Here is a 26058-nt window from a genome sequence, read left to right on the forward strand (position 1 = left end):
TCACTTCGCGGGGGCGCTGCAGTACCGCAGCAGCACCTCGGAGTGCACGGGAACGTCGCCGGGGGCCACGGACATCGAGACGACGGTCGTCGGATCTGTGGCGGGGCAATCGGCCTGCTCGGTCGCGACCGCGGTGAGTCCGAGCTCCTCGAGCTTCGCGGTCGCCGCATCCACCGTCCAACCGGAGACGTCGGGCAGCGTGACCAGGCCGCTGGCGACGACAAGGTTGACGACAGTCTTGGGCGCGACCTCAGCACCGGCCTCCACGCTCGCTTCGAGCACGGTGTCGGCGGCGCTGTCCGGATCATTGCGCTGAATCACATTGCCGAGTGCGAGGCCGGCCTTGCTCAAGGCTTCCTTCGCCGCCGTCTGCGAGAGCCCGACGAGCGGAGGGGCCTCAACCGTCTCTGTACCTGAGGAGACGTAGATCGTGACCCGCTGACCGGCCTCGACGGACTGGCCCGCCTCCGGGTCGGTACGGATGACGTTGTTCTCGGTGACGCTCGGGCTCGCCTCGTAGACCAGCGTGGACTGGAGGTCGAGAGCCTCGAGGTCTTCCTGCGCGCGTTCGTACGACACATCGATCAGGTCGGGGACGGTGCGCGACGACGTGGGAATCTGCTCGCCGCGCGGCATCGTGAGCACCCACACCAGCACCGAGATGAGCAGCACCGCCAGCAGGGCGACGCCCGCCCAGATCCACACCACCGGCGGTCCGGACTGCGTGCGCGTCATCGTGGTGTCGCTGCTGAGCTGACGCAGCGAACGCGCGGTCTCCTGCGCCTGACGAGGGCTCGGGCCGTAGAGTTCGCTGGTGAGCGCACCGAGCTGCTTCTTGCTCGGCGCCTTGCCCGCGACGGCGTCATCGAGTGCCGCGCGGAAGTGCGCGGCATCCGGATACCGCTGATAGGGATCCTTCGCGAGGGCGCGCAGCACGATCGGATCGAGAGCACCAGGGGATTGGTCGTTCACCTCGGTCGGAGCCAGCGGCGTCTCGCTCACGTGCTGGTAGGCGACCGCCACAGGTGATTCGCCGCGGAACGGCTGTCGTCCGGTAAGCAGCTCATAGAGCACGATGCCGGTCGAGTAGAGGTCGGCGCGTGCATCGACAGGTTCGCCCTTGGCCTGTTCCGGCGAGAAGTATGCCGCAGTGCCGATGATCTGAGTGGTCTCGGCGACCGTCGAGGACGAGTCGGACACGGCGCGGGCGATGCCGAAGTCCATGACCTTGACCTTGCCGGCGGCAGTGACCATGACGTTGCCCGGTTTGATGTCGCGGTGAACGACACCTGCGCGGTGCGAGTAGTCGAGTGCTTCGAGGATGCCGTCGACATAGCGCACCGCGTCCTCGACGGGGACCGGACCCTCGGCGATGATCTCCTTCAACTGGCGACCTTGGACCAGCTCCATGACGATGTACGGCTCGCTGCCGGCGGATCCGGCGGGGACGCCGTGCGGTGCGGAAGTGGGATCGCCGGCGTCGAAGACGCGCACGATCGAGGGGTGCGACATGCGGGACGCCGCCTGCGCCTCCAGGCGGAAACGCGTGCGGAACGCCGTATCCCGCGCGAGATCAGGATCGAGGATCTTGATGGCGACCTCACGTCCGAGCGTGATGTCGTAGCCACGATAGACCTTCGCCATGCCGCCCCGGCCGATGAGTTCGTCCACGCGGTATCGCTCAGCGATGATGCGCGGCTCTGCGGACACTGGTGACTCCCCCTGGTGCGACAATGGCATGGACTTCCTAAGGTTACCCTCAGCTCCCCTGAGATAACTCTCAGCCTTCGGGGAGTTCGCCCCCGTCGCCGGGAAGGATCGAGGCCGGCTGGATCGTCACGGACAGCGGCGGAGACGACGGGGTGACACGTTCGTCGCCACTGGCACATGTCGCCGTGTACGTCGCGATCAGCTGCTGGCCTTCCGCGTTCGCCACCTTGACCTCGGCGCTGCGCTGCGTCGGCGGGAAGTTGGGCCCCCCGGAGACGGGGGTGCCGTTGGTGAGCTGCACGGTGTAGCGGGTGAGGTTGGATCCGCTCGGGCAGACGAAGTCAGCGCCCCACGAGATCGTCACGGTCCCGTCGGCGACGGGATCACCGGTGATCGCGGGCGCATCCGTCGGCGCAGGAAGCGCAGCACGGTCGCCGTAGGTGGTCAGCGTCATCGTCTGATCGACCGCCACGTTCCCGAGCGGCTCGACCTTGTAGACCTTGCCGACCTGGTCATCGGACGGTGCGGCATCGCCCGTGACGCAGCTGATGTCCGAGAAACCGTTGTCCTTCAGCGTCGTCGTCGCGGCGGCGCAGTCGAGGCCCACCAGGTTGAGCGACGCCACGTCCACGCGATCGGGCTCTGGAGGGGGCGTCGGCGCGGGCGTGGTGGGCTTGGGCGTCGGAGACGGTGGCGCGGATGTGGTGGTGCTCTCGACGGGGTCCGGATCGCCCTGGTTCATCAGCGCGAACACCGTTCCTGCGAGCACGATAGCGATGAGCACGATCAGCGCGATCAGCGGCCAGGTCCATGGGCTGCGCTTCTTCTTCTTGCCCTCTGCGTCTGTGCCGGCACCGTCGGCGGGCAGCTGCGCAGTGGTCGGGAGGATGCGTGTCGTGCCGTCGTCGCCGCTGGCGGTGAGGATGCGGGTGGCGTCATCGCCAGCGACACCGCCGGTGGCGATGGCCGGTACGGCGATCGCTGCGGAGTTCAGGTCGCCGCGGCGCAGCGCCTGTGCAGCGCGTGCGACAGTGGCTGACGAAGAAGGCCGGTCGGACGGCTTCTTCGCGATCATCGCCATCACGAGGTTCTGCACCGGGATCGGCACGGTCGGCGGCAGCGGCGGCGGCTGCTCGTTGATCTGCGCCATCGCGATCGCCACCTGCGATTCGCCCGTGAACGGGCGCTTGCCCGCCAGCGACTCGTACGCCACGATTCCGAGCGAGTACGTGTCGGTCGCGGGCGAGGCCGGGTGCCCCGAGGCCTGTTCCGGCGAGAGGTACTGCACGGTGCCCATGACCTGACCCGTTGCGGTCAGCGGCACCTGGTCGGCGATGCGTGCGATGCCGAAGTCAGTGATCTTGACCCGGCCGTCCGGAGTGATCAGCAGGTTTCCGGGCTTGATGTCGCGGTGCACGAGACCCGCGGCATGCGCGGCCTGCAGCGCCGATGCCGTCTGTGCGACGATGTCGAGCGTCTTGTCGGCGCTCAGCGCCCCATCCCGCTCGAGGAGCGTGGAGAGTGCTTCACCGGGGACGAGTTCCATGACGAGGAAGGCACTGCCGTTCTCCTCGCCGTAGTCGAAGACGCTGGCGATGCCCTCATGGTTGACGAGTGCGGCGTGACGGGCCTCGGCGCGGAAGCGCTCGAGGAATCCCGGATCCCCCATGTACTCGTCCTTGAGGATCTTGATGGCGACGGTCCGTCCGATGACGTGGTCCGTCGCTTCCCAGACCTCGCCCATGCCACCGATCGCAATACGCGACTGGAGCTCGTATCGACCACCGAACGACACACCCTGCGTCGGCCTCATCCGTTAAGCACCGCCTCAATGACCTTCTTCGCGATCGGGGCGGCGAGCGTGTCACCGGATCCCGACTGTCCCATTCCGCCGCCGTCTTCGACGACGACCGCCACAGCTACCTGTGGATTGTCCGCCGGTGCGAAACCGGTGAACCACAACGTGTACGGCTCGTCGCCATCGTTCTCGGCGGTCCCCGTCTTACCGGCTACGTCGATGCCGTCTATTCTTGCACCCGTCGCCGCGCCGTCTGCGACGCTCGCCGTCATGGCGTCGCTCACCGCGTTCGCGACATCAGCCTCGGTCGCGCGACCGAACTCGCTGTTCTCGTACTGGCGGACCACCGAGAGGTCGTTTCCGATCACGGCATCCACGAGCCGAGGATTCATCACGATGCCGTCGTTGGCGAGCCCTGCGGAGACCATGGCCATCTGCAGCGGCGTTGCGGTCACCTGACCCTGACCGAATCCGGTGAGTGCCGTCTGCGCGTCGTCGAGTCCGCGCGGGTAGCGGGAAGGCGTCGACTCCAGCGGTGTGGAGAAGCTCTGATTGAATCCGAACTTCTCCGCCATCTCGAGGATCTTCGCATCGCCGAGCTCTACCGCGAGCTCGGCCATCGGGATGTTGCAGCTGAGACGTATGGCGTCCGCGATCGTGACGGTCGCACCGGAGCCGCACGTGCCACCCGTGGCGTTCGAGACCTGGGAGGAGGAACCCGGAAGCGTGTAGCGGGCGGGGTTCGGAAGCTCCGACTCCGGCGTCCACTCGCCTGTCGCATAGGCTGCCGCAGCGACGACGATCTTGAACGTCGAGCCAGGGGGGTTCAGGTTGCCCGCGATCGCGCGGTTCTGCAACGGGTTCGGTTTCAGCGCGTCGAGCGCGTCGTACGCGGCCTCAGCCTGTGAGGCGCTGTGGACGGCGATCGCGTTGGCGTCGTACCCGGGAGTCGACACCATTGCGAGGATCCGTCCCGTCGACGGCTCGATCGCCACCACGGCGCCCTGCAGGTCGCCGAGCGCCTCGTATGCGGCCCGCTGGGCCTCGGCATCCAAGGTCAGTTCGACACTGAACCCGGTCTGCGCCTGGCCCGAGACGATCCGCTCGATCTCCGCGAGGAACGCACTGGCACCGGTGCCGGAGAGATCGGCGTTCAACGCGTTCTCGATGCCGGTCGACGACTGCAGTGCAGGGTTGAAGAATCCGGTGACGCTCGACCACATCGGTGAGTCGGCGTACACGCGCTGGTACTGGAACTCGTCTTCACTGGCTACGGAGTGCGCGATCTGCACGCCGTCGGCGATGATCGAGCCTCGTTGGATCCCGTAGCTGTCGAGCAGAGAGCGCGTGTTGCGCTCGGCCTGCCCGAGCTCGTCGGCCGCGACGACCTGGATCCAGCTGGTCGCAGCGAACAGCGACAGGAACATGAACAGCATCACGATGGTGAGCCTGCGGAGCTCTTTGGTCATCCGATCACCACCCTGGGCTGACGGCGCACGCCGTCTGAGATGCGCAGCAGCAGCGCCACGATGAGCCAGTTGGCGACCAGCGACGATCCGCCGGCGGCCAGGAACGGGGTGGTGAGACCGGTCAGGGGGATGACGCGCGTCACACCGCCGACCATGATGAACACCTGAAGCGCGATGGTGAACGACAGGCCGGTCGCGAGCAGCTTGCCGAAGTCATCCTGCCCGGCGATGCCGATGCGCACGCCGCGGCTGACGAACACCATGTACAGCGCGAGGATCGCGAACAGGCCGATGAGACCGAGTTCCTCACCGAGGCTGGGGATGATGTAGTCGCTGTGCGCGAGCGGGGTCACAGTCGGGCGCCCTTGCCCGAGACCGGTGCCGATCAGGCCACCGTGCGCGAGGCCGAAGATGCCCTGCACGAGCTGGTAGCTCCCGCCCTGCGCCGCGATGACATCGGGGTTGAACGCATCGAGCCAGTTGGTGAAGCGCCCCTGCACGTAGCTGAGGATCTGCGTGGCGACGGCGACTCCAGCTGCGACCATCGCCAGGCCGATGAGCACCCAGCTGGTCTTGCCGGTGGCGACGTAGAGCATGGCGATGAACATGCCGAAGATGAGCATGCCGGTGCCGAGGTCGCGCTGCACGACGATGATGCCGAGAGAGATCAGCCACACGACGATCACCGGGCCCAGTTCACGCATTCGCGGCCACGTGATGCCGAGGAAGACCTTCCCGACCGAGGTGAGGCTCTCGCGGGTGCGGACGAGGTAGCCCGCGAAGAAGATCGCCAGGCAGATCTTGGCCAGTTCGCCCGGCTGGAACGCGAAGATTCCGCCCAGGGTGACCCACACGTCGGCATTCGACCCGGAGGCTCCGAGCCCGGGGACGAACGGCAGAAGCAGCAGCACGATTCCGGCGAGCCCGAACAGGTACGTGTACCGGAACAGCACGCGGTAGTTGTGCAGAAGGATGACGATCGCGATGGCGCCGGCGAGTGAGATGCCCGTCCAGGCGAGCTGCTTGGTCGAGTACGCCGCCCAACCGGTGTTGTGCAGCGCGATGTCGATCCGATAGATCATCGCGATGCCGAGGCCGGTCAGCAGGGTCGCGATGGGCAGCACGAACGGGTCGGCATCGGATGCCACGATCCGCAGCACGAAGTGCAGGGCGAAGGCGAGCACCGCGAGCCCGCCGCCGATGAACAGAATGAAAGGGTCGATCAGGCCGAGTGCGCCGAGCTGCACCAGGCACAGGGCTGCGCCACTGATCGCACAGGCGAACAGCAGCAGCCAGAACTCACGGTTGCGCTGCGTCTGCGGCAATCGCATCCGCTTGAGGGCTTTGATGACCGCGGTGTCGGCGGCGACGTCAGTGCTCATCATCCGGCACCTCCTCCGCCCGTTCCCGTGGGAGCGGGCGTCGGAGTGGGAAGCGGCGTGGGCGGCGGAGTCGGCGAGGGTGTCTCACCCGTGACAGCCTCTGAGCCGGCACGCAGGCGGTCCACGATCGCCATGGCATCGGACAGCGAACGGGCGTTTATCGTCCGCTCCACAGAGGCGCGCTGGTACGGCGGCAGATCGGCCAGCAGGATGCCGGTGTCGTCGATCTCGGTCGACAGCGAGATAGGTCCGATGCTCTGCTGCACGCCCTGGAAGATCACGACGCTGTCGTCATCCGCGCCGATGAAATAGCGCGTCTGCGTCCAGCTGTACGCCAGCATTCCCGCGCCGGTGAGGGCGAGCAGAACGACGATCAGTGCGGAGATCCAGCCGATCCGGCGACGCTTCGCGCGGCGGCGATCCTCCTCGATGAGCTCTTCGAGGTAGTCGGCCGCGGGTTCGAAGTGCGACGGTTCGTTCGCCGCCTGGCGAACCGGGTGCAGCCAGCTCGTGCGTCCTGCGCGGGCGGCCGGGATCAGCACACCCGACGGGTTGGATGCTGCGCCGACGATCGTCGCCGTCCCCGAGGAGACCGGGTGCACGCCGCCGACCTCGACGAGCACGACGGTGACGTTGTCAGGGGCGCCCCCGTCGAGTGCCTGCTTGAGCAGGTTGTCGGCGGTGCGTCCTGGCGGAAGGCCGAGCCGCATCGCCTTGAGGATGTGCAGTTCGTCGACGACACCGGAAAGTCCGTCGGAGCAGAGCAACCAGCGATCCCCCGGCAACGTGGGCATGACGAACATGTCCAACTCGGGGTCGTGGTCCATGTCGCTGAGCACACGCATCAGCACCGAACGGCGCGGGTGGTAGCGCGCCTCCTCCGGCGTGATGCGGCCGGAGTCGACCAGCCGCTGCACGAACGTGTGGTCGGCCGTGATCTGCGTCAGTTCATCGTCGCGGTAGAGGTAGATGCGCGAGTCGCCGATGTGGCCGATGACGGCGTGATCGTCGACCATGATGATCGCGCTGACCGTTGTGCCGAGTCCGGCGAGCTCCGGGCGCTCCTTGGCGGCGCGGATGAGGTCGCCGGCGGCAGTGGTGACTGCTGCCTGCAAAGAGGCCTGCGCCTCGTCGACGTCGGGGAAGGACTGGTCGAGCCGCTCGAGCCGCTGGACGGCGATGCTGGACGCGACATCGCCGCCGGCGTGTCCGCCCATGCCGTCGGCGACGGCGAACAGGTTCGCGCCGGAGTAACCGGAGTCCTGGTTGTTGGAGCGCACCTTCCCGGTATGGGAGATCGCCGCGCTCGACCCTTCGAAGACCATGCCGACGTCAGGCTCGCAGCTCGAAGGTCGTGGCGCCGACCTTGACGGCGTCGCCGATGTTGATCGGGACCGGTGCTCCCGAGATGCGCTTTCCGCCGACGAAGGTGCCGTTGGTGGAATCGAGATCCTGGACGGCCCAGGAATCGCCGCGCAGAAGGAGGCGCGCGTGGTGGCTGGAGGTGTAGTCATCGCGGATGACGAGGCCGGACTCGCTCGAGCGGCCGATCGTCATCGGCTCGGTGCCGAGCGGAAGTTCGAGCCCGGCCTTAGGTCCGGAGGTGATGACGAGTTTGGAGACGCTGTTCACTCGTGCAGCGCCACCGGCGCGCGGTGACGGGGCGGCTCTCGGCGCGGCGGCCGGAGCGGCAGCCGCAGCCGGAGCACCGCCGGCGGCCTCCGCGGGGAGCTTGCGCACCTTCACCCCGAACAGATCGGCGCGCAGTGAATACACGACGCCGAACACGAAGAACCACAGCAGCACGAGGAAGCCGATGCGCAGCAGCAGGAGGACGAGTTCGCTCATCGGCCGGCTCCCGACGGGCGGTCGACCGTCACTGGGACGACGCGAAAAACCAGGTCGGTGCGCCCGATCGTCATGGTGGTGTCGGTGGGCAGCGGTGCCTCGCGCACCTTGGTGCCGTTGACCTTCGTGCCGTTCGTGGAGCCGAGATCGCGCATCATGGCGCGTTCGCCGTCCCAGAGGATCTCGACGTGCTTACGGCTGGAGCCGGCATCCGCGATCGCGATGTCGGCATCGCTGCCGCGTCCGATGACACTGCGCGCCTTGGTGATCGAGTGGCGATGCCCGTCGACGTCGACGACGGCCTGCCAGCTGACGCGCCCCTCGACGGTGCCGGAGTTCACGCGCACCGTCCCGGTGGCGACCTTCTCGTCCGCTTCGAGAGCGATCGAGACCGGTCCGGCGAAGCTGTAGCCCTGCGCCTTGGCGTGGGTGTTGATCAATGCGTGCAGCTCTTCTGTGAGCGCACCGCCGAGTCCCTGCATCCGTTCGAGATCGTCGGCGCTGAGACGCACGACGTAGCTGTTCGGGGCGATGATGCGATCGCGACTGACGACCGCGGCCTTGATGTCGGCCTCGCGGCGGATCGCCGAGGCGATCTCCACCGGCTGAATGCCGCTGCGGAAGGTCTTGGCGAATGCGCCGTTGACGGCGCGCTCAAGACCCTTCTCAAAGCTGTCAAGTAGTCCCACTGGGCTCCTCTGGCATGGCGGCGGTAGCAACATCGTAGCCAGGTGAACTGTATATGTGCCTCCCGAGGGCGTCTTGCGGCCGCCGACGAGCACGAGAATTGATTTGCGGCATGAGACTGTCGCTACCTGCGACCTTCTCGTGCAGGAATACCATTCTCGCCGAATGGTGTCGGCTCAGCGTGGCTCGTCGAGCGAGTTAAGCGGCAGCGAAAGTGCATGATATCCTCGGGAAGTTGAGTTCTTCGGAACGAGACGCTCGCGCGAGTGGCGGAATGGTAGACGCGCTGGCTTCAGGTGCCAGTGTCCTTACGGGCGTGGGGGTTCAAGTCCCCCCTCGCGCACAGCGAGTGAAAGGCCCCAGACCTGGGATTCAGGCCTGGGGCCTTTTCTTACACTGATACAGTTTTCGGCGAACGTGACACGATTCGAGGAGGTGAGCCCGATGCACACACAGTCCACTTTGGGCGCTCCTTCGAGTTCACGATCTCGCGACTGACGCAGCGGTCGCGCGGAGCGCTTTCAGCACTCTTCGAAAGCGACGACCATGAATCACTCCCCTCGCAACTCTTCTGCCACGCCCTCCGGCGCGGTCTCCGCACACGCCCACCGCACGGCTCTGGTTCTCGCAGGCGCGGGAGCTGCCGGTAACGCCTGGCAGCTCGGTCTCATCGCAGGCCTCGGCGATGTCGGAATCGATCTCACCGCGGTCGACCTGGTCATCGGGACATCGGCAGGATCCACGGTGGCCGCCCAGATCACAAGCGGAACTCGACCGTCCGACCTGTATGCCGCGATCGTTGCCGAAGACCCTCCGCCCGCTGCTCGCAGAACCGGACCGGGTCAGCACCGCGCTCCACGTGTCTCCGGTCCGGCGTATATGGAGTGGTCGGACGCAATCATCGCCTCTTCGAGGGATGCATCCGACATGCGCCGCAGGTTCGCTGCGGCTGCGCTCGAACTGGACACGTCGGACGGAGTCGATGGTGCGCGCTGGCGCAGCATCGTCGAGGCCCGGCTTCCCACCAGCGAATGGCCACGACAGCGCGTGTTCATCACGGCGGTGGACGCTCACACGGCAGAACCGGTCGTGTTCGATCGCGACAGCGGAATCGAGCTGGTGGATGCCGTCGCCGCCAGCACCTCGCCGATGACGCCGTATCCCATCGGCGAGCACCGCTATCTCAACGGCGCTTATCGCCGCGGCTCGAACGCCGACCTCGCGGCCGGCTGCGCCCGGGTGCTCGTGCTCGAACCGTTCAGCGGCAGATCGCGGCAGCCGCTGGAGTGGGGGATCGATCTCGCAACCCAGGTCGACGAACTGCGCGCGGGCGGCAGCACGGTCGAGACGGTCTTTCCCGACGCCGGCTCCGGCGACGTGTTCAATGCCAATGCGCTGGATCCGTCGACGCGTCCGCCCGCAGCGCGTGGGGGCTATGCGCAGGGGCGCGCACTCGCAGGACGCCTCGCGGAGTTCGCTTCGTAGACCACCGGGCCGGTTCGGCTCACAAGCCGAGCCGGGCGAACGGGATGCCGCGCACGACACGTCGCCATGGATGCTCGCCCAGCGACCACAGCATCCGCTCTTCCGGATCCAGCGCGAGATCCTCGCAGCCGATCGGCAGCGGGACGTCGCTGCGCTGTGGCGCGGTGCCATCGCCGTCCCACAGCGCCCCCGGCTGCAGGCCGCGCGACTGCGAGATGAAGCGTCGAGTGCCCCACTGCACGACGCCCTGCATGCGCGCGATCTGCGGAGACGTCTCGGCGACCGACCCGAAGGAGCCGTCGACTTCGTCCGGAATCGTGAACTCGCCGATGCGTCCGAGCTTGTCGCCGCGGTACTCGCCGATGAGCACACGGGGCAGGGAAGCGCCGTCGGTGTCGAACACCCGACCCAGGAACGAGCATCGCAGCGGAACCGGGTGCACCTGGGTCCTGACCGCAGCCAATGCCACCGCACCGAAGCCGCGTCCTCGCGCTCCGACCACTCGTCGAGCCGCCGCGCCTCGCAGTCGCCGCGATTCGCTGAGGTCGAACTCCCAGATCCCCTGCCCTGTGGCGGCGACGAAGAGCCGATCGCCGAACCAGGCGAGACCGCCGGCGTGGATCTGAGCCGGAACGAGTTCGCCATCCTCCCCCTCGATCGTGAGGGCGACATCGAGGTGCCGAGAGCGCTCCAGATCGATGAACGTCACGCGTGACGCGAGATGCGCACCCGTCTTGTCCCTTCGGAACCAACTGACGGCGAGCGTTCGCCGGCCCTGCCAGGTACCGAAGTCGATGCCCTGCGGGTACCACTTCGTCGTGTACGACCCGGGCAGTGAGCCACTTCAACTCGACGACTCCGCGACGGCGGTGGCGCATCGGGCGCCACATCGACCCGAAGAGTCCAGAGAGTCCGAACATCGCCGTCAGTCGCCCAGCGCGGCAGCCAGCGCGGCATCGACGTGAAGCGAGGTCGTGGGGTAGACCGGCACGGTGGCATCGCCCTCACTGATGAGCAGTTCGATCTCAGTGCAGCCCAGAATGATGCCTTCGGCACCGCGATCGACGAGAGCCGCCATGATGCGCTGGTAGCGCTGCCGCGATTCCGGCCGCACGACGCCGTGCACGAGCTCGTCGTAGATCACATCGTGCACGACTCGTCGTTCTTCCTCGTCGGGCACGATCGTACGGATGCCGTGTGCGGCCATCCGTTCGGCGTAGAACGGTCGCTCCATGGTGAATGCGGTGCCAAGAAGCCCGACTGTGCGCACCCCGGAGGGTCGGATCGCCTCGGCCGTGACGTCGACGATATGCAGGAAGGGGATGCTGACGGCATCCTGTATCTGCTCGGCGACCAGATGCATCGTGTTGGTGCACAGCACCAGCAGCTCCGCGCCCGCGTTCTCGAGGGCGAGGGCACGCCCGGCGAGCAGATGCCCGGCCGCATCCCAGTCGTCTCGTGCCTGCAGCGTCTCGATGTCGGCGAAGTCGAGCGAATCCAGCAGGATGCGAGCGGAACGGTGCCCGCCCAGGCGATCCCTGACGCGCTCGTTCGCGAGCCGATACCACTCCAGCGACGACTCCCAGCTCATGCCGCCGAGCACCCCGATCGTCTTCACGGCATCGCCTTTCGCATCAGATCCAACCTCGCTCTTCGGCCAGCAGAACTGCCTGCTGGCGGGTGGCGACGTGGAGCTTTCCCAGCACCGTCGAGACGTGGTTGCGCACGGTTCCCGGCGCGAGCGCCAGCGCCCGCGCGATCTGCCCGGTGGTCTCTCCGCGGCGACCCGCCCGGAGCACGTCGAGTTCTCGATCGGTGAGCGGACTGCGCTCATCGCTCAGCGCGTCGGCAGCGATCTCCGGATCCACGTAGCGCGCACCGGCCGCGACGCGCCTGATGACCGCCGCGACTTCGTTCGCGCCGCGCGATTTGGGCAGGAACCCCGCCACTCCCGATGCCAGCGCTCGCCGCAGCACCCCAGGCCTGGCATGCCGCGTCACGACGACGCAATGTATCGATGTCAGGCGTCGCAGACGCTCGGCGACCTCGACCCCGTCGAGTCCCGGCATCTCCAGATCGAGCAGGCAGATGTCCGGCGTCAGTCGGATGGCCTCCGCGAGCGCTTCCTCTCCGTCGGCGCACTCGGCCACGACGTCGATGTCGTCCTCCAGGCGCAGCAGGGCGGCCAGCGCCGAACGGATCATCGCCTCATCATCGGCGAGCAGCACGCGGATCATCGCGCCTCCTCCCCCGCGGCACTGGCCGGAACCGCGACCACGACTGCGAACTCCTGCTTGCCACGTTGCACCTCCAGCGTCCCGCCTGCTTCCGCAGCGCGCCGCCCGACTCCGTCGAGCCCGGAGCCGTCAACGGATGCCGCCGAATCGCCGGACGCGTCATTCACGATCTCGTACCTCCACGAATCTTCCTCCCTCTTCAGAGAGAGATGCGCCCACTTGCCGCCGCCGTGCCGCAGCACGTTCGTCGTCGTCTCACGGATGACGGGGCCCAGAACGGATGCCGGAGCGCTATCCGCGCCGGCATCGACTGTCGCCTCTGCCGAGGTACCAGCCGCACGAAGCAGATCGACGGCGTTGGCGATCTCGTCGCTCAGCGGCACGGAGCGGAACCGCATCGCAAGGTCTCGCGTGCCCTGCTGTGCTTCCGCCACGCTGCCTCTTGCCGCGCGAAGCTGCTCGAGTGCAGCATCCGGATCCTTCGTCATGAGCCGCTCCGCGAGCTCGAGTTGGAGCGCGATGACCTGAAGATGATGTCCTTGCAGATCGTGCACGTCCGTCGCGACGCGAAGGCGTTCCTGCGTCGCGGCAAGACGGCTCTCCGACGCGCGAGCCCGATCGAGCCGCACCAGCACATCCCACCACCACAGCGAGGTGACCGTCATGGCCGGCAGGATCAGCGAGAACGAGATGAGGGGACCGAAACTGGTCGCCACACCGACGTCGGACATCCTGATATCGATCACTGCGAGGCCGATGAGCACCACAGTGGCGGCGAGCACCACCCGGAGGCGGACGCCCGACTGCCAGTTGAGAAGCATGAGCGACTGCAGCAGCGGCAGAACGCCGACGATCCACAGCCCGGAGACCATGCCGGCGGTGACCGCGTACGCCAGGGTGATCAGCAGCGGGAGCAGCTGCCGACGCCACAGCACCAACGGCGCGGCATCCGTGCGGTGACGGTAGTCGATCATCAGGGCGACGGTCGATCCCACCCAGGCCAGCCCGCCGAAGGCGACGGTGATGGCCGCCACGGGCGGGAGCGCGACGGATCCCCACACGACCAGCGTCGTCGCGAGCGCGATACCGAGTTCGAACAACAGCAGTGCCGCGACGGTATAGAACCAGGTTGCCGTGACGCCCCTGGCGAGGCGCAGGGAACTGTTCTGCGCCGCCGTCGGGGAACCGCTGGGAACGGGGGCGGACGCACTGCTCATGTCGTCCACATTACGGCCATGACACATGTCACCCATCGGGGGTGTGAACACCCCGGAAACCGGTGACAGCGCGACACTTCTGCGTACCGGATGAAACCGATGGACTGGAATCATCGCCGGGGAGACGCCCCAGCAGTCGCACGGACAGGAACATCCCATGAACCTCATCGAGACCTTCCAGAACCTGGTCGCTCAGGTGCCGGAGCTGGTGCAGCCGCTCATCGTCGCCCTGGCCGGTGCCGTGCCCTTCATCGAGGGCGAGGGCGCGGCGACCATCGGCATCATCGGCGGTATCCACCCTGTGATCGCCGCCGTGGCAGCCATCGCGGGCAACTTCCTCTGCGTGCTGGTGCTCGTGCTGCTCAGCTCCGGGGCGCGCAACGCGGTGGTCACCCGCAACCAGGAGCGCAAGGCGCGTCTGGCTGCCGCTGACGGCACGGCCGGCGGTGTCACCGTCGTAGAGGCGGAGGTCGACGGCGAGAGCAGCCGCAGTGCCGCCCGTAAGGCGAAGTTCCGGAATGCGCTCGACCGCTACGGTGTCCCCGGCGTCAGCCTGCTCGGTCCGCTCCTGCTGCCGACGCAGTTCACCGCGACGATGCTCGCAGCGACCGGTGTCAGCAAGGCACGCGTTCTGTTCTGGCAGGCCATCGCGATCATCGGATGGACGACCATCCTCTCGGTCTTCATCGGCAGCGTCGTTCACGCCGTGAGCTGATCGGACCGCGGGCTGAGTGGACGCGGCGCCCTGATCGGCGCCGCGTCCAGCGCGCATCCGCTGGTCGCAGAAGGCGTCGAGCCGGGTCCTACGCGGCTGAAGCCCGCTCCTGCCCGACGAGCAGTGAGCGCAGACCGTCGATCCCGTTCGCGTCGAATGCCGCGCGCTGCCGGTCCGCACCCGTGCCGTCTCGCAGAGTCCTCATCAGTCGATCCTCGACGAAATCGAGGTCGCCGTTGGCTTGTAGAGCGGGAGCGAGCATCCGCAGCAGAAGCCGCACGAGCGCGCGTGCGGCGGTGACCCCGCCGGACAGGGGGTGAGTGAGGCGCGCGTCGAGGCCCTCTCGCGCTGCGATCCAGAGGGAGGTGTCGATGGTGTCCGTATCAATGGGCGCGGTCGGAGACGGTGCGGACAGCAGCAGTGCTCGGGTGAGAGATGCGAGCAGGAGGGCATCATCGACGGTGAGCTGGGCGTCGAAGACTCGCACTTCGACGGTGGGAAAGCGTTCCGAGATGCGCGCCATCCATGACAACGACGCGGCGTCGGGTACGCCGCCGCTGTCGATCAGCCGGTTCACCGTCGCTTCATAATGGCTCGCGTCCTGAAAGTGCGGCGGGGAGCCGAACGTCGGAAAACGACGCAGAAGTATGCTGCGCCAGCTGCGGAAGTTCGTGTCGCTCTCGTGCCAGTAGGGGGAGTTCGCCGACAGCGAGAGCAGAACGGGCAGCCAGGGGCGCAGCGCATTCATGGCCCGGATACGATCCTCAGCATCCGGGATCTCCACATGGATGTGCGTGCCGTTGACCTGATGCTCCCCGACGAGATCGCCCAGCCAGCGGCTGATGGTGGCATAGCGGGCGGATGGAGAGGTCGTCGCCGGTGCTCCTGTGCCGAACGGAGTGCCGCTGCTCGCACCGATCGCATCGTTGGCCCGTGCGAAGCCGGCGAGAGCGGCACGAGCATCACGGAGTTCCGTCCCGGCATCCGCCAGCGCCGTCACCGGCGATGTGGAGTACTCGACCTGGCAGGTCAGGAACTCGGCGGACACTGTCCCCGGTAGTGTTCCGGCCGCTATGACCTCTCGCGCCGGTGGCCCGAGGGGCACCGGCGCGAGGGTCTTGCGATCGAGAAGGAAGTACTCCTCCTCTATGCCGAAGTACGTCATGTGCCTGCGGCGATCACGTGGATGGCGGCATCACTTGTCGAAGGCATCCTTGATGTCGTCGCCTGCCTGCTTCACGTCCGCTTTCGCCTGGTCGGCGCGCCCCTCGTTCTTGAGGCTGTCGTTGTTCGTGGCCTTCCCGGCAGCTTCCTTGATGTTGCCGATGGCCTCTTCAGCGGCGTGCTTCGCCTTGTCTCCAATACCCATCGATCCATTCCTTTCGTCGGGATCAGGTGATCCGTGTGATCGACTCTCACACCGGCATCGAGATTCGGCGACGGGGTTGACGGGCGCGGCGACGAGGGTTAGTGCTGGTCGCGCGGCGGGTTCGGCATCCGCGTATGGCGGGCGCGATCCCGCGGTTCGGGAGGGATGAGATGCCGGAGGTGGACTCCGTGCTGTGCATCCCATCTCGTCCCGAAACCTGCGATCCGCGCGGGATCATTTTCCCCAGAACCTTCATTGACCTCGTCTTGGATCCTCCTGGACGAGGTCACTCATCCTCCCCTAATGTGAAGGTGCATGCGCACGGGGTTTGATCGTCACCGTCTTCCCCAGATGACGGATTTAGGCTTCCCACAGCCTGACGATCCGCGCATGCGATTGGCCCTTTCGAGTAGGTCAGTCCCCAATGGTCTATTCGAGGGGGCCACTATCGGCTCATCATCCCACGTTTTCTAAGATTTGTCCCCCAAATGGGGGACAAATCTGCAGTTTGGGGTTAGGGTATTTCATGACGCACCCTCCGGTCGTCTTTGGCCCTCACCGCTCCCCCCGCGGTGGGGGCCGCACTCTTTTGCCCCTGTGCACCTTCGACATGACGCTCGTGCAACATTTGCGTTACCTTCTGCTCCGGGCTATTCCGCTCCCGCGCTGCACAGATATTGTGGGCTTCGTCGGGGCACCCTGCGTCGACGACATCCCAGCAGAACGGCAGTAAATGAGTACCCAAGGCACGGTCAAGTGGTTCAACTCGGAGAAGGGCTTCGGCTTCATCTCCCCCGATGACGGCGGCGCTGACGTCTTCGCGCACTACTCCGCCATTGAAGCAAGCGGCTACCGCTCACTCGACGAGAACCAGCGCGTCGAGTTCGAGGTTGCACAGGGCCCCAAGGGCCTGCAGGCCGAGAACATCCGCCCCATCTGAGGCGATAGCACCGCACTCCCCGCACCGGCGCACGTCAACAGCGTGCTCCGGCGGGGAGTGTTGTGCTTGTCAGGGCAGCAGCAGCGTGCGCAGCGCGTCGGCGTCTTCGACGCGGAAGGCAGCCGCGTCGCCCTCTGACGGATCGCCGAAGCCCCATTCGGCGAAGATGACCGGGATGCCGTGTTCGGCCGCGCCGTCCACGTCGTGATACCGGTCGCCGACGAGCACGGGCTTCGAGGTGTCGACCCCCGCCGCACGCAGCCGCTCCATCGCCCATCCCACGACGTCGGATTTGCTGTCGCTGCGCCCGATCGTACCGCTGCGTGCGCCTGACACGGCAGCGAAGAGACCGAGCAGATCGTTGTGCTCGAGAATCGCTCTGACCTGGTTCTCGGGCTTCGTGCTCGCTGTCGCCTGGGGTATGCCGGCCGCGGCGACGGCACGGATGACATCGGGGACCCCCGGATAGATGTCGACTGATGCCGCGTAGCCGTCACGGGCGGCGAGCGTGCGGTAGCGGACGAGCGCATCCTCGGCCTGGGTTGCGCTCAGCCCCGCAAGGCTCTGGAACGACTCGTACATCGGCGGCCCGACCCAGCGCGACAACGATGCAGGGTCGGGTGCCGGCTGGCCGAAGGATGCGAGCACTTCCATGAGTCGCGGAAAGATGCCCGGCGTCGCGTCGGCGATGGTGCCGTCGACATCCCACAGCACACAGGAGAAGGGGGAGTCGGGCATGCCTCAAGCCTATTCGGGTCGGACGGGTCGCCTGTGCCTCAGAACAGGCGCGGCACTCCGGACTCGATGCCCTTCATGTCGTCGTAGTCGAGCACCAGGCAGCGGATGCCGCGGTCCTCGGCGAGTACGCGCGCCTGGGGCTTGATCTCCTGGGCAGCGAACACGCCCTGCACCGGGGCGAGGTGCGGATCGCGACCGAGGAGCTCGAGGTACCGGGTGAGCTGCTCGACACCGTCGATGTCGCCGCGACGCTTGATCTCCACGGCGATGGCCGCACCCGAAGCATCCCGCACCATGAGATCGACGGGGCCGATCGCCGTAGGGTACTCGCGACGCACGAGGGTCGCGCCTTCGCTGATCCGGTCGACCTGCTCGGCGAGCAGGCGCTGCAGGTCGGCCTCGACACCGTCCTTCTGCAGACCGGGGTCGATTCCGAGCTCGTGCGCCGAGTCGTGCAGTACCTCGTAGATCTGCACGCGCAGGGCGTCGCCGGTCTTCTTGTGCGTGACGCGCCACACATCTGTGACACCGGCACTGGCCTCTTCCTCACCTGGCTCCTCGGTCACGAGCGTGCAGGGCGGGCTCATCCAGTTCAGCGGCTTGTAGCTGCCGCCGTCGGAGTGCACGAGCAGACTACCGTCGCCCTTGTGGACGAGCAGACGCGTGGCGAGGGGAAGGTGGGCATTGAGCCGGCCGGTGTAATCAACAGCGCAGCGGGCGATGACGAGACGCACTCGTCGAGCCTAACCGCCGATCGACTTCTTCTGGACCGACTGCCGGCCGTCGGCCGACTACCCGATCTGCGAGAGCAGGCTGAAGAGCCCGAGATCGTTCGCCGCCGCCCGTGCGATGAGGAACCCCAGGATGCCGATGATCCAGGCGGTGTTCTCCGCTCCGGTGCGCTGCATCCACTCGGCGAGTCGTTCCAGTGGACGGGTGATGAGCGGTGCTGCGACGATCCGCAGCAGCAGAAGGATGAGTGCCGGGACGATCATCACCAGGCAGTATCCGACGAGCGACACGATCCGCACAGACGTGTCTATGCCGGCGTCGGCGAGCATCGTCATCGCGACGATGTACGGCAGCATGGTGGCGACTTCGACCAGACCGGCGGCGACCGCGACGGACATCAGAGCGATACGCGTGGTCTCGGGAGCGAGCAGGCGGTCGCGCCAGCGAATGACGCGACCGGGCTTCGCCGGTGCGGATGTCGTGGCCGCATCCGTTCCCGCATCCGTTCCAGCATCCGTTCCAGCATCCGTTCCGGCATCCGGGCTCGCGAATCCTTCCAGCGAGGAGGCCGAGGCGGTGGAGACGGGCTGATTCGCGTCCTTCTTCTGCGACGTCGGGAGCAGGAACGATCCGATCAGCAGGCCGGCCCCGATGACGAGACGGATGATCGCCCCGGTGGGAGATGTGAGGAAGTCCGCCGCCACATCCACCACGTTGACGAGCCCCCACAGGAACAGCAGACCCACCGCGAGGTAGAACGCCGCGATCGTCACGAGGTAGAGCAGGACCCTTCCCACGCGCACCTTCCCAGGACTCAGGAGGAGGAAGACGGGGATGAGGAGGGTGCCGATGCTGAGGCTGTCCACGAGAGCGAGGACGGCCAATGACAGCAGGAGCGGCGCTCCGGCGAAGATTTCCATGACTCCACGATGATGGCGTCCACGCAAGAGCGGATCAGGCGAAGGTTGCAGTGGCCGCTCATCCTTTGGTCGGATGCGACCCCGCGCACGACATGGTTGCATGAGGTCATGCAGGAACAGGCTTCAGGAGGACTCGACGCCTGGTATCGCAGGTGGCGCTGGGTGCTCGACCCGATCGCGATGGCGCTGCTCAGCGTCGTGATGGCGGCCTTCGGATTCCGGGGTATCTGGGGGTCGTATTCACTGCTGCCGGTGGACGTGTCCCCATGGTGGGCGCTCGTGCTCGCCCTTCCCGCGTGCGGTCTGGCACTGCTGAAGCATCGTGCTCCGATGCTCGTACTGACCGCCGTCGCCGTCCTCTTCGCGATCGACATCCTCACAGTCGGGGGTGTCGGAACCTTGGTCGTCCTGCTCGACGTGCTGTGGCTGGCGGTGTTCGTCGCCTCCCCACGTGTAAGACGGACGTTGCTCCTTCTTCTCGGGGCTTCGATCATCGCGCTGTTCGCGGCGGCACTGGTCGTCGCCGAGCTGCCATTCGCGATCGCGTTCCTCATCGCCATCCAATTCGGTGCGATCTTCGGAACCGACTACTGGTGGGCGGTGGCGGTCGCGCAGGCGAATGAACTCGCCGACCTGCACCGGCAGCGCGCCGAGGCCGCCGAGCACGAGTCGGAGCGCGATCGTACGGAGGCCGTGAACCGTGAGCGAGAGATGATGGCGCGTGAACTCCACGACGCGGTCGCTGGGCACGTGCTGGCGATGGCCATCCGTGCCGAGGCCGCGTTGTCGACGAGCCCCGACGAAACGGCGGATCGTGCTGCACTTCAGGCCGTGCGTGATGCCGGCCTGGATGCACATACCGCTTTGCGCACCATGATCTCCGTGCTGCGCGGCGGTGGTGGCGAACTTGCGGCGGCACCCAGGCTGGAGGATCTCGACGGCGTGATCACTGAGGCCAGGCGAACGGGTCTGGAGGTGACGGAGACGAGATCGGATGAGCGCTTCTCGGTCGTCGTGGAGCAGACTCTCGTCCGGATCGTGCGCGAGTCGCTGGCGAACTGCGTTCGGCATGCCGCCGGCGCCAAGGTCGATGTCGTGATCGCCCACGCAGACGGCAGCGTGGGGGTGAGCGTCGAGTCGCGCGGAGGGTCACCGCGTGCGCACGCGGCGGGCAACGGCTGGGGATTGAGCATGCTCAATGAACGCGTGCGGGCGCTGGAGGGCACATTCCATGCCGGGCCGGTGGACGGTGGGTGGTCGGTTCACGCAGAGCTGCCGTTGACGGTGCGGACATGACCGCGGTCACGGTGCTGCTCGCCGACGATCACGGTGCGATCCGCGAAGGGCTGCGCATCATGCTCGAATCGCACGGTATCCGGGTCGTCGGCGAGGCAGCGGACGGAGACATCGCCGTGCGCAACGCATTTGCGCTCCGCCCCGACGTCGTGCTCATGGACCTGCGGATGCCGGGCCGCGACGGTGTCTCGGCGACACGCGAGATCGTCCAGCGCGGGCTGAGCGACGTGCTCGTCCTCACGAGTTTCGACGAAGACGAGCTGGTGCTGGGGGCGCTCAGGGCAGGAGCGTCCGGCTTCCTGTTGAAGACTGCGGATGCTGGCACTCTCATCGATGCTGTGCGCACGGTCGCCGCCGGCGACGGTGTTCTCGACCCGCGTGTCACCAGGCGTGCGCTCGCCGCGATAGCGGGCGGCGAGGGGTCGACGGCATCGGCGGAGCGGTCGGCTGAGCTCACCGACAGGGAGCAGGACGTCCTCACCGGCATCCTGCAGGGGCTGTCGAATGCAGAGCTGGGTCAGCGGTTGCGCATCTCGGTGCCGACGGTGAAGACCCACGTGTCGAGCGTGCTCGCGAAGCTCGGCGCGAGGAGCAGGTCGCATGCCGCCGCACTCGTGCACGCGGGTGCGATCTCGCGAACGTCGGAGCTGCGGGAGCGCTGAGCTTCGCGACTCAGGCGGATGGCTCCTTCGCCTTCAGCGGCTTCGCCGCCCCCGACGCGAGGCCGGATGCGGCGACGAGCACGACCAGGATGTAGAGCGTGTTCAGCAGGCCGATGTGCTCGCTGATCAGCCCGAGGATGGGCGGACCGCCGAGGAACGCGACATAGCCGATCGTGGCCGCCGCGCTGACGCGGGCTGCGGCCTTGGTCGGGTCGTCAGCCGCCGCGGACATGCCGAGCGGGAATCCGAGTGACGCACCGACTCCCCACAGCGCGGCGCCGACGAAGACGAGAGGGAGCGATGGCGCGAGGATGAACAGCAGGATGCCGCCGGTCGCAGCCACCGCGAGGATGCGCAGCACCAGCACGCGACCGAACTTGTCGACGAGCGGGCCGCCGAAGATGCGCACCGTCGTCATCGCCACCGAGAACACTGTGAGTGCTGCAGCCCCCATGGCGGCTCCGCCGCCGTGGTCCTCGCTCGTGCCGAGTGCCAGCCAGTCATTGGCGCCGCCCTCTGCGAAGGCCATGCCCAGCATCACGACGCCGAGCGCGTAGGTGCGCGGTTCGCGCCACGCGGACATCGCGACGTGCATACGCTCGCGCCAGTGCGGCTTCTCGCCGGACTCTTCGGGGTCGAGCGTCGCATCGCGGTTCGGCACGTTCGCGATGCAGATGAACGCGCCGATGAGGATGAGCGCGGCGACGGCGATCGCGTGTGGTGCGACGGCGATGTGCCAGTTGGTCGCCGCCCAGCCGAGGCCGGCGCCGATCACAGTGCCGAAGCTGAAGAACGCATGGAACAGCGGCAGGATCGTCTTTCCCGCCTCCTGCTCGATGGCAGTCGCCTCGACGTTCATCATCACGTCGAGGCATCCGTTGCCGTACCCGAAAAGTGCCAGGCCGATGATGACGACGGGGAATGACTCGAGCACCGTGGTGCCGACGCCGATCAGTACGAGACCGATCGAGAGCATGATCATCAACGACAGCATCCCTCGGCGGGCGCCAGTGCGCGCCATGACCGCCGGGCTCGTCGAAATGCCGAGGATCGACGCGATGCCCATGCCCAGCAGCAGCAACCCGATCTGCGCATTGTCGATGCCGAGGGCGATCTTGATGTCGGGCACCCGAGAGGCCCACGTCGCGATCGAGACACCACTGGCGAGGAAGATCGCGAAGATCGCATTGCGCCAGCGCACGTACTGCGAACGGGTGAGAGCGTGGTCCATGGAATGAGCGTATCGAATCGATTCGATTTCTGGAAATGGTCGGGGTTATCCTCAGAGCATGACATCGTCCTCTGCCCTGTCCCCCGCACCGCGTCGGGCGACGCTTGCGGACGTCGCCCGTGCGGCGAGCGTGTCGACGTCCACGGCATCCGTCGTCTTCAGCGGCAGGACGAAGGTTTCGGATGCCACACGCGAGCGTGTGCTCGCCGCGGCGGCCGATCTCGGTTACGCCGGGCCGGACCCGCGCGCGGCGTCACTTCGACGCGGGCGCAGTGGCATCGTCGCCGTCGTGCTCGAAGGCCACCTGCGCGCTGCGTTCCTCGATCCGGTGACGATTCCGATGATGGATGGGCTCACCGACGGCCTTGCCTCACTCGGCGCCGGAGTGCTGTTGCTGCGTGACGAGCCGGGGGACGGAGAGGCCCCGGCGTTGACCTCGGCGCCGGTCGATGCCGTCGTGCTGATCGGATGCTCCGGACGAACTCGGGCGTCACTGGAGATCGTGCGCAGTAGAGGGATCCCGGTCGTCGTGATCGAAGGCGATGCGGGGGAGGGGATCCCGCGGATCACGCTCGACAACCGTGAGGCGGCGGCCGAGGTCGCCCGGCATGTGAAGGGCCTCGGTCATGAGCGCGTCGCCGCCGTGACTCTGCCGCTGGACAGCGATCGCGTCCGCGGTCGGATCACCGAGGACCGTCTGGAGCGCGCCACGATCGACGTCACGCTGGAGAGACTGGCCGGCGCGCGGGACGTCTTCCCTGGGCTGCCTGCGATCTCTGCCGGAAGCAGCTCGATAGACGACGGTCTGATCGCAGGTCGCGCACTGCTCAGCGATCCCACCACCAGACCCACCGCGATCCTCGCGCAGAGCGATCTTCTCGCGGCCGGCGTGATCCGCGCGGGGGAAGACCTCGGCTTGCGCGTGCCGGACGACCTCAGCGTCGCCGGATTCGACGGGATCAGAGTCGATGGCATCGGTCCCCACATGCTCACGACCATGGTGCAGCCCGCCGTGGAGAAGGGCAGAGCGGCGGGGGAGCAGGTCGCGCGGATGCTGCGCGGCGAGCCGTCGGCGTCCTTGCACTTCACCTGCCGCTTCCGTGCGGGGACGACGACGGCGGCTCCCGCGATCTGACTCGCGTCCTTAACCGCCTGCGCTGCAGGCAGATCTGCTGTGCCCTCGCACTTGTAACACAGGCGTAATTCAGGTTTAATAAGCTGGTTATGTAACCTGGTAGCGTTACTCCCGCACACATCTGAAGGCAGGATGCACATGAACACACTCGGGCCGGCGAACATCCGCCACGCGAACGCGCTCGCATGCATCGATGCCTTCCGCTCCGTGGAGGAGCCACTGTCGATCAGCGACATCGCCGCGCGAACGGGGCTGTCACGCCCGACGATCGAATCGGTCATCTCGGGATTCGAGGCACGAGGTCTCGTCGCGGAGGCCGCTGCTGCCGAGGCCGCCAGCAGCGGAGGACGGCCGGCCCGACGCTATGCGCTGGAGTCGACGAGCTCTGTCGTCGCGGGGATCGATGCAGGGCCGCGGAACGTGCGCGTCCTGATCGCCGATCTGCGGGGACGCATCATCGCCCGCGCGACGAAGGTCATCGACGGAGCGCCGACATCCGATGAGCGTCTGGCGATCGTAACCGCCGTGACCGCTGACGCGCTGCAGCGCAGCGGCGTCTCTGCCGCGAACCTGCAGGCCGCCTGCATCGCGGTCTCGGGCATCGTGGGCGAATCCGGACGCCTGATCAACAGCTTCGCCGTCCCGGAGTGGAACGGCGTAGCGATCGCCGAGCACATCGCCGACAGCTACGACTGCGTCGCCGTGCTCGAGAACGACATCAAGCTCGCCGCCTACGCCGAGCACAACATGGGCGCAGCCCACGACGTCGACAACATCCTCTTCATCCAGATCGGCAATCGGATCTCGCTGTCGCAGACCTTCGATCGGCAGATCTTCCACGGCGCGCACCGCAGCGCGGGCGAGGTCAGCAGCCTCCGCGGCATGCACTGGACGAAGACATCGATCAAAGGCCAGCTCACCTGGCGCAGTGGCGAGACCGCTGAGCAGGTGTTCGCCAGGGCCTCGGCCGGTGACGAGACGGCATTGAGCGAGGTGGTGGCGTTCATCCGAGAAATAGCACCACTGCTCACCACCGTCAGCCTGGTCGTCGATCCGGCACGGATCGTCGTCGGAGGCGGCTTGTCCCGCGCTGGAGACCTGTTCGTCGACATGCTGCGCGAGGAGATCCACCGGTTGATCGTGCTCGCGGACAAGCCCGACGTGACGGCGTCGCCGCTGGGTTCGATCGGAGCTGCGACGGGCGCGCTCGCGCTGGCGTTCCAATTCGGTTCGGAGTCGCTGTTCGGCATCGCCGACGTCGCGGTGCCGGCGATCGTTCTCGACCGTGAGACGAGGGAGATCGCATGACACTGCGGGTGGGAATCGTCGGGGTCGGTTCCAGAGCATCGATCGGACGCTGGGTGGGTGGCGCGGAGACCGATGCGTTGCTCCTCGCAGCCGCAGACGTACGACCGTCGGCCGCGGAGCGCGCTCGTGAGCTGTTCGGGGACGAAGTGTCGTTCGTCACCGATTACCGCGACTTCGCCGGTCTGTCTCTCGACGCGGCCATCGTGACGACGCCGGATGACGCGCACGCGGACGTCGCCGAATTCCTGCTGCGCGCAGGAATCGCGGTGTACCTGGAGAAGCCGCTCGCCATCACGGTCGCCGATTGCGACCGCATCCTCACCGCAGCCCATGAGTCGGGCAGCAAGCTCTACATCGGGCACAACATGCGTCACATGAGCGTCGTGCGCACGCTCCGCGACATCATCGGCAGCGGTGCGATCGGCGAGGTGCGCGCGATCTGGTGTCGACATTTCGTCGGCAACGGCGGCGACTACTACTTCAAGGACTGGCACGCCGAGCGCGCTCGAGTGGGCAGCCTCCTCCTTCAGAAGGGCGCGCACGACATCGACGTGATCCACTGGCTGGCCGGCGCCTACACCGAGCAGGTCACCGGCATGGGCGATCTGATGGTCTACGGCGACGTCACCTCTCGGCGCGACAACTCCGACCGCTTGATGGGGGACTGGTTCAGTCACGAGAACTGGCCACCGGAGAGTCAGACCGATCTCAACCCGATCATCGACGTCGAAGACATCTCGATGATCCAGATGCGCCTCGACAACGGGGTACTCGCGTCATATCAGCAGTGCCACTTCACGCCGGATTACTGGCGCAACTACACCGTCATCGGCACGCGCGGACGCGCCGAGAACTTCGGCGACGCCGCCGGGGGAGTGGTGCGGGTGTGGAACAGGCGGCACGAATACCAGGAGCACGGTGATCTCGAGTATCCGATCGTCGGCGACGAGGAAGGCCACGGAGACGCTGATCAGCTCACGATGGCCGAATTCCTCCGATTCGTACGAGACGGCGGGATGACCGAGACATCTCCGATAGCCGCCAGACAAGCTGTCGCGACCGGCATCACCGCCGCCGAGTCGTTGCGGGACGGATCCGTGCCAAAAGCCATCGATCCGCTCCCATCCGAATTGCAGCACTACTTCGACAACCATCAGGTCCGCGAACGGTGAGCGTATT

General features: G+C 66.8%; 25 protein-coding genes and 1 tRNA gene. 9 read left to right on the top strand and 17 right to left on the bottom strand.

What is annotated here, in order from left to right; translation table 11 throughout:
- The 7 genes from pknB to QFZ46_RS08785 all read right to left on the bottom strand — a co-directional run bounded on the left by pknB (nucleotide 1) and on the right by QFZ46_RS08785 (nucleotide 8896).
- Nucleotides 1–1710 (bottom strand): Stk1 family PASTA domain-containing Ser/Thr kinase, encoded by a 1710-nt coding sequence (gene pknB / locus QFZ46_RS08755; protein WP_307360449.1) that lies wholly within the window; start codon nucleotides 1708–1710, stop codon nucleotides 1–3.
- Between the two features lie 70 nt (nucleotides 1711–1780).
- Complete coding sequence (locus QFZ46_RS08760; protein ID WP_307360451.1) at nucleotides 1781–3523, bottom strand: protein kinase domain-containing protein; 1743 nt, start codon at nucleotides 3521–3523, stop codon at nucleotides 1781–1783.
- The gene (locus tag QFZ46_RS08765) at nucleotides 3520–4977 is read right to left on the bottom strand and encodes a peptidoglycan D,D-transpeptidase FtsI family protein (protein WP_307360453.1); all 1458 of its coding nucleotides are present in this window, start codon (nucleotides 4975–4977) and stop codon (nucleotides 3520–3522) included. The genes QFZ46_RS08760 and QFZ46_RS08765 overlap by 4 nt, the downstream gene beginning before the upstream one ends.
- A complete protein-coding gene (locus QFZ46_RS08770; RefSeq protein ID WP_307360454.1) occupies nucleotides 4974–6359 on the bottom strand; it encodes an FtsW/RodA/SpoVE family cell cycle protein in 1386 nt (461 codons plus the stop codon). Before QFZ46_RS08770 ends, QFZ46_RS08765 begins: the two co-directional genes overlap by 4 nt.
- On the bottom strand, nucleotides 6359–7684 hold the full coding sequence (locus QFZ46_RS08775; RefSeq protein ID WP_307360455.1) for a PP2C family protein-serine/threonine phosphatase: 1326 nt from the start codon (nucleotides 7682–7684) through the stop codon (nucleotides 6359–6361). The genes QFZ46_RS08770 and QFZ46_RS08775 overlap by 1 nt, the downstream gene beginning before the upstream one ends.
- A gap of 7 nt (nucleotides 7685–7691) precedes the next feature.
- Nucleotides 7692–8207, bottom strand: a complete 516-nt coding sequence (locus tag QFZ46_RS08780) for an FHA domain-containing protein FhaB/FipA (RefSeq protein ID WP_307360456.1) — start codon at nucleotides 8205–8207, stop codon at nucleotides 7692–7694.
- Complete coding sequence (locus tag QFZ46_RS08785) at nucleotides 8204–8896, bottom strand: FhaA domain-containing protein (protein ID WP_307360458.1); 693 nt, start codon at nucleotides 8894–8896, stop codon at nucleotides 8204–8206. Before QFZ46_RS08785 ends, QFZ46_RS08780 begins: the two co-directional genes overlap by 4 nt.
- 258 nt (nucleotides 8897–9154) lie before the next feature.
- On the opposite strand from QFZ46_RS08785, the gene QFZ46_RS08790 reads away from it, so the two are divergent.
- Both QFZ46_RS08790 and QFZ46_RS08795 read left to right on the top strand, forming a co-directional pair.
- Nucleotides 9155–9237 (top strand) — tRNA-Leu (locus QFZ46_RS08790).
- Nucleotides 9238–9440: 203 nt separating this feature from the next.
- A complete protein-coding gene (locus QFZ46_RS08795; RefSeq protein ID WP_307360461.1) occupies nucleotides 9441–10379 on the top strand; it encodes a patatin-like phospholipase family protein in 939 nt (312 codons plus the stop codon).
- Nucleotides 10380–10398: 19 nt separating this feature from the next.
- Here the strand turns inward: QFZ46_RS08795 and QFZ46_RS08800 are convergent, their stop codons facing one another.
- The 4 genes from QFZ46_RS08800 to QFZ46_RS08815 form a co-directional block, all read right to left on the bottom strand.
- Nucleotides 10399–11088, bottom strand: coding sequence for a hypothetical protein (locus QFZ46_RS08800; RefSeq protein WP_307360464.1), 690 nt, complete (start codon nucleotides 11086–11088; stop codon nucleotides 10399–10401).
- Between the two features lie 216 nt (nucleotides 11089–11304).
- A complete protein-coding gene (locus QFZ46_RS08805) occupies nucleotides 11305–11997 on the bottom strand; it encodes an aspartate/glutamate racemase family protein (protein ID WP_307360466.1) in 693 nt (230 codons plus the stop codon).
- A gap of 16 nt (nucleotides 11998–12013) precedes the next feature.
- Nucleotides 12014–12616 carry a response regulator transcription factor gene (locus tag QFZ46_RS08810; protein ID WP_307360468.1) on the bottom strand — a complete coding sequence of 201 codons (603 nt, stop codon included), beginning with the start codon at nucleotides 12614–12616 and terminating at the stop codon, nucleotides 12014–12016.
- Nucleotides 12613–13833: a sensor histidine kinase gene (locus QFZ46_RS08815; protein ID WP_307360471.1), complete on the bottom strand. Its 1221-nt coding sequence runs from the start codon at nucleotides 13831–13833 to the stop codon at nucleotides 12613–12615. Before QFZ46_RS08815 ends, QFZ46_RS08810 begins: the two co-directional genes overlap by 4 nt.
- Before the next feature lie 157 nt (nucleotides 13834–13990).
- On the opposite strand from QFZ46_RS08815, the gene QFZ46_RS08820 reads away from it, so the two are divergent.
- Nucleotides 13991–14548 (top strand): small multidrug efflux protein, encoded by a 558-nt coding sequence (locus QFZ46_RS08820; protein ID WP_307360473.1) that lies wholly within the window; start codon nucleotides 13991–13993, stop codon nucleotides 14546–14548.
- 88 nt (nucleotides 14549–14636) lie between these two features.
- On the opposite strand, the gene QFZ46_RS08825 is transcribed toward QFZ46_RS08820, so the two are convergent.
- Nucleotides 14637–15713, bottom strand: a complete 1077-nt coding sequence (locus tag QFZ46_RS08825) for a carboxylate-amine ligase (protein ID WP_307360475.1) — start codon at nucleotides 15711–15713, stop codon at nucleotides 14637–14639.
- 30 nt (nucleotides 15714–15743) lie between these two features.
- The gene (locus tag QFZ46_RS08830; protein WP_307360477.1) at nucleotides 15744–15917 is read right to left on the bottom strand and encodes a CsbD family protein; all 174 of its coding nucleotides are present in this window, start codon (nucleotides 15915–15917) and stop codon (nucleotides 15744–15746) included.
- A gap of 733 nt (nucleotides 15918–16650) precedes the next feature.
- On the opposite strand from QFZ46_RS08830, the gene QFZ46_RS08835 reads away from it, so the two are divergent.
- Nucleotides 16651–16857, top strand: coding sequence for a cold-shock protein (locus tag QFZ46_RS08835; protein WP_033105552.1), 207 nt, complete (start codon nucleotides 16651–16653; stop codon nucleotides 16855–16857).
- A 69-nt stretch (nucleotides 16858–16926) separates the two neighbouring features.
- Here QFZ46_RS08835 and QFZ46_RS08840 read toward each other — a convergent pair whose 3' ends face one another.
- The 3 genes from QFZ46_RS08840 to QFZ46_RS08850 are packed head-to-tail and all read right to left on the bottom strand — an operon-like array spanning nucleotide 16927 to nucleotide 19247.
- Entirely contained in the window at nucleotides 16927–17595 is a 669-nt protein-coding gene (locus tag QFZ46_RS08840) for an HAD hydrolase-like protein (protein ID WP_307360480.1), read from the bottom strand.
- 38 nt (nucleotides 17596–17633) lie between these two features.
- A complete protein-coding gene (gene nucS, locus QFZ46_RS08845) occupies nucleotides 17634–18329 on the bottom strand; it encodes an endonuclease NucS (protein WP_307360484.1) in 696 nt (231 codons plus the stop codon).
- Nucleotides 18330–18386: 57 nt separating this feature from the next.
- Nucleotides 18387–19247, bottom strand: a complete 861-nt coding sequence (locus QFZ46_RS08850) for a GAP family protein (RefSeq protein WP_307360490.1) — start codon at nucleotides 19245–19247, stop codon at nucleotides 18387–18389.
- A 108-nt stretch (nucleotides 19248–19355) separates the two neighbouring features.
- Between QFZ46_RS08850 and QFZ46_RS08855 the strand changes: the two genes are divergently transcribed.
- Nucleotides 19356–20543: a sensor histidine kinase gene (locus tag QFZ46_RS08855; protein WP_307360492.1), complete on the top strand. Its 1188-nt coding sequence runs from the start codon at nucleotides 19356–19358 to the stop codon at nucleotides 20541–20543.
- Nucleotides 20540–21205: a response regulator gene (locus tag QFZ46_RS08860; RefSeq protein WP_307360496.1), complete on the top strand. Its 666-nt coding sequence runs from the start codon at nucleotides 20540–20542 to the stop codon at nucleotides 21203–21205. Before QFZ46_RS08855 ends, QFZ46_RS08860 begins: the two co-directional genes overlap by 4 nt.
- 10 nt (nucleotides 21206–21215) lie before the next feature.
- Here QFZ46_RS08860 and QFZ46_RS08865 read toward each other — a convergent pair whose 3' ends face one another.
- Nucleotides 21216–22436, bottom strand: coding sequence for an MFS transporter (locus tag QFZ46_RS08865; RefSeq protein WP_307360497.1), 1221 nt, complete (start codon nucleotides 22434–22436; stop codon nucleotides 21216–21218).
- A gap of 58 nt (nucleotides 22437–22494) precedes the next feature.
- On the opposite strand from QFZ46_RS08865, the gene QFZ46_RS08870 reads away from it, so the two are divergent.
- The 3 genes from QFZ46_RS08870 (at nucleotide 22495) to QFZ46_RS08880 (ending at nucleotide 26051) form a co-directional block, all read left to right on the top strand.
- The gene (locus QFZ46_RS08870) at nucleotides 22495–23571 is read left to right on the top strand and encodes a LacI family DNA-binding transcriptional regulator (protein ID WP_307360499.1); all 1077 of its coding nucleotides are present in this window, start codon (nucleotides 22495–22497) and stop codon (nucleotides 23569–23571) included.
- A 138-nt stretch (nucleotides 23572–23709) separates the two neighbouring features.
- Complete coding sequence (locus QFZ46_RS08875; RefSeq protein WP_307360501.1) at nucleotides 23710–24879, top strand: ROK family transcriptional regulator; 1170 nt, start codon at nucleotides 23710–23712, stop codon at nucleotides 24877–24879.
- On the top strand, nucleotides 24876–26051 hold the full coding sequence (locus QFZ46_RS08880) for a Gfo/Idh/MocA family protein (protein WP_307360503.1): 1176 nt from the start codon (nucleotides 24876–24878) through the stop codon (nucleotides 26049–26051). Before QFZ46_RS08875 ends, QFZ46_RS08880 begins: the two co-directional genes overlap by 4 nt.
- Nucleotides 26052–26058: the final 7 nt, after the last annotated feature.

Source organism: Microbacterium murale (assembly GCF_030815955.1).
Classification (GTDB): domain Bacteria; phylum Actinomycetota; class Actinomycetes; order Actinomycetales; family Microbacteriaceae; genus Microbacterium; species Microbacterium murale_A.

Bases quoted from the DNA above. Each gene is read 5' to 3' on its own strand.
- QFZ46_RS08870 (WP_307360499.1), top strand. From the start codon at position 22,495: ATGACATCGTCCTCTGCCCTGTCCCCCGCACCGCGTCGGGCGACGCTT.
- QFZ46_RS08825 (WP_307360475.1), bottom strand. From the start codon at position 15,713: ATGACGTACTTCGGCATAGAGGAGGAGTACTTCCTTCTCGATCGCAAG.
- QFZ46_RS08815 (WP_307360471.1), bottom strand. From the start codon at position 13,833: ATGAGCAGTGCGTCCGCCCCCGTTCCCAGCGGTTCCCCGACGGCGGCG.
- QFZ46_RS08765 (WP_307360453.1), bottom strand. From the start codon at position 4,977: ATGACCAAAGAGCTCCGCAGGCTCACCATCGTGATGCTGTTCATGTTC.
- QFZ46_RS08760 (WP_307360451.1), bottom strand. From the start codon at position 3,523: ATGAGGCCGACGCAGGGTGTGTCGTTCGGTGGTCGATACGAGCTCCAG.
- QFZ46_RS08830 (WP_307360477.1), bottom strand. From the start codon at position 15,917: ATGGGTATTGGAGACAAGGCGAAGCACGCCGCTGAAGAGGCCATCGGC.
- QFZ46_RS08775 (WP_307360455.1), bottom strand. From the start codon at position 7,684: ATGGTCTTCGAAGGGTCGAGCGCGGCGATCTCCCATACCGGGAAGGTG.
- QFZ46_RS08795 (WP_307360461.1), top strand. From the start codon at position 9,441: ATGAATCACTCCCCTCGCAACTCTTCTGCCACGCCCTCCGGCGCGGTC.
- QFZ46_RS08840 (WP_307360480.1), bottom strand. From the start codon at position 17,595: ATGCCCGACTCCCCCTTCTCCTGTGTGCTGTGGGATGTCGACGGCACC.
- QFZ46_RS08850 (WP_307360490.1), bottom strand. From the start codon at position 19,247: ATGGAAATCTTCGCCGGAGCGCCGCTCCTGCTGTCATTGGCCGTCCTC.
- QFZ46_RS08835 (WP_033105552.1), top strand. From the start codon at position 16,651: ATGAGTACCCAAGGCACGGTCAAGTGGTTCAACTCGGAGAAGGGCTTC.
- QFZ46_RS08780 (WP_307360456.1), bottom strand. From the start codon at position 8,207: ATGAGCGAACTCGTCCTCCTGCTGCTGCGCATCGGCTTCCTCGTGCTG.
- QFZ46_RS08810 (WP_307360468.1), bottom strand. From the start codon at position 12,616: ATGATCCGCGTGCTGCTCGCCGATGATGAGGCGATGATCCGTTCGGCG.
- QFZ46_RS08855 (WP_307360492.1), top strand. From the start codon at position 19,356: ATGCAGGAACAGGCTTCAGGAGGACTCGACGCCTGGTATCGCAGGTGG.
- QFZ46_RS08875 (WP_307360501.1), top strand. From the start codon at position 23,710: ATGAACACACTCGGGCCGGCGAACATCCGCCACGCGAACGCGCTCGCA.
- QFZ46_RS08865 (WP_307360497.1), bottom strand. From the start codon at position 22,436: ATGGACCACGCTCTCACCCGTTCGCAGTACGTGCGCTGGCGCAATGCG.
- QFZ46_RS08860 (WP_307360496.1), top strand. From the start codon at position 20,540: ATGACCGCGGTCACGGTGCTGCTCGCCGACGATCACGGTGCGATCCGC.
- QFZ46_RS08880 (WP_307360503.1), top strand. From the start codon at position 24,876: ATGACACTGCGGGTGGGAATCGTCGGGGTCGGTTCCAGAGCATCGATC.
- QFZ46_RS08820 (WP_307360473.1), top strand. From the start codon at position 13,991: ATGAACCTCATCGAGACCTTCCAGAACCTGGTCGCTCAGGTGCCGGAG.
- QFZ46_RS08770 (WP_307360454.1), bottom strand. From the start codon at position 6,359: ATGAGCACTGACGTCGCCGCCGACACCGCGGTCATCAAAGCCCTCAAG.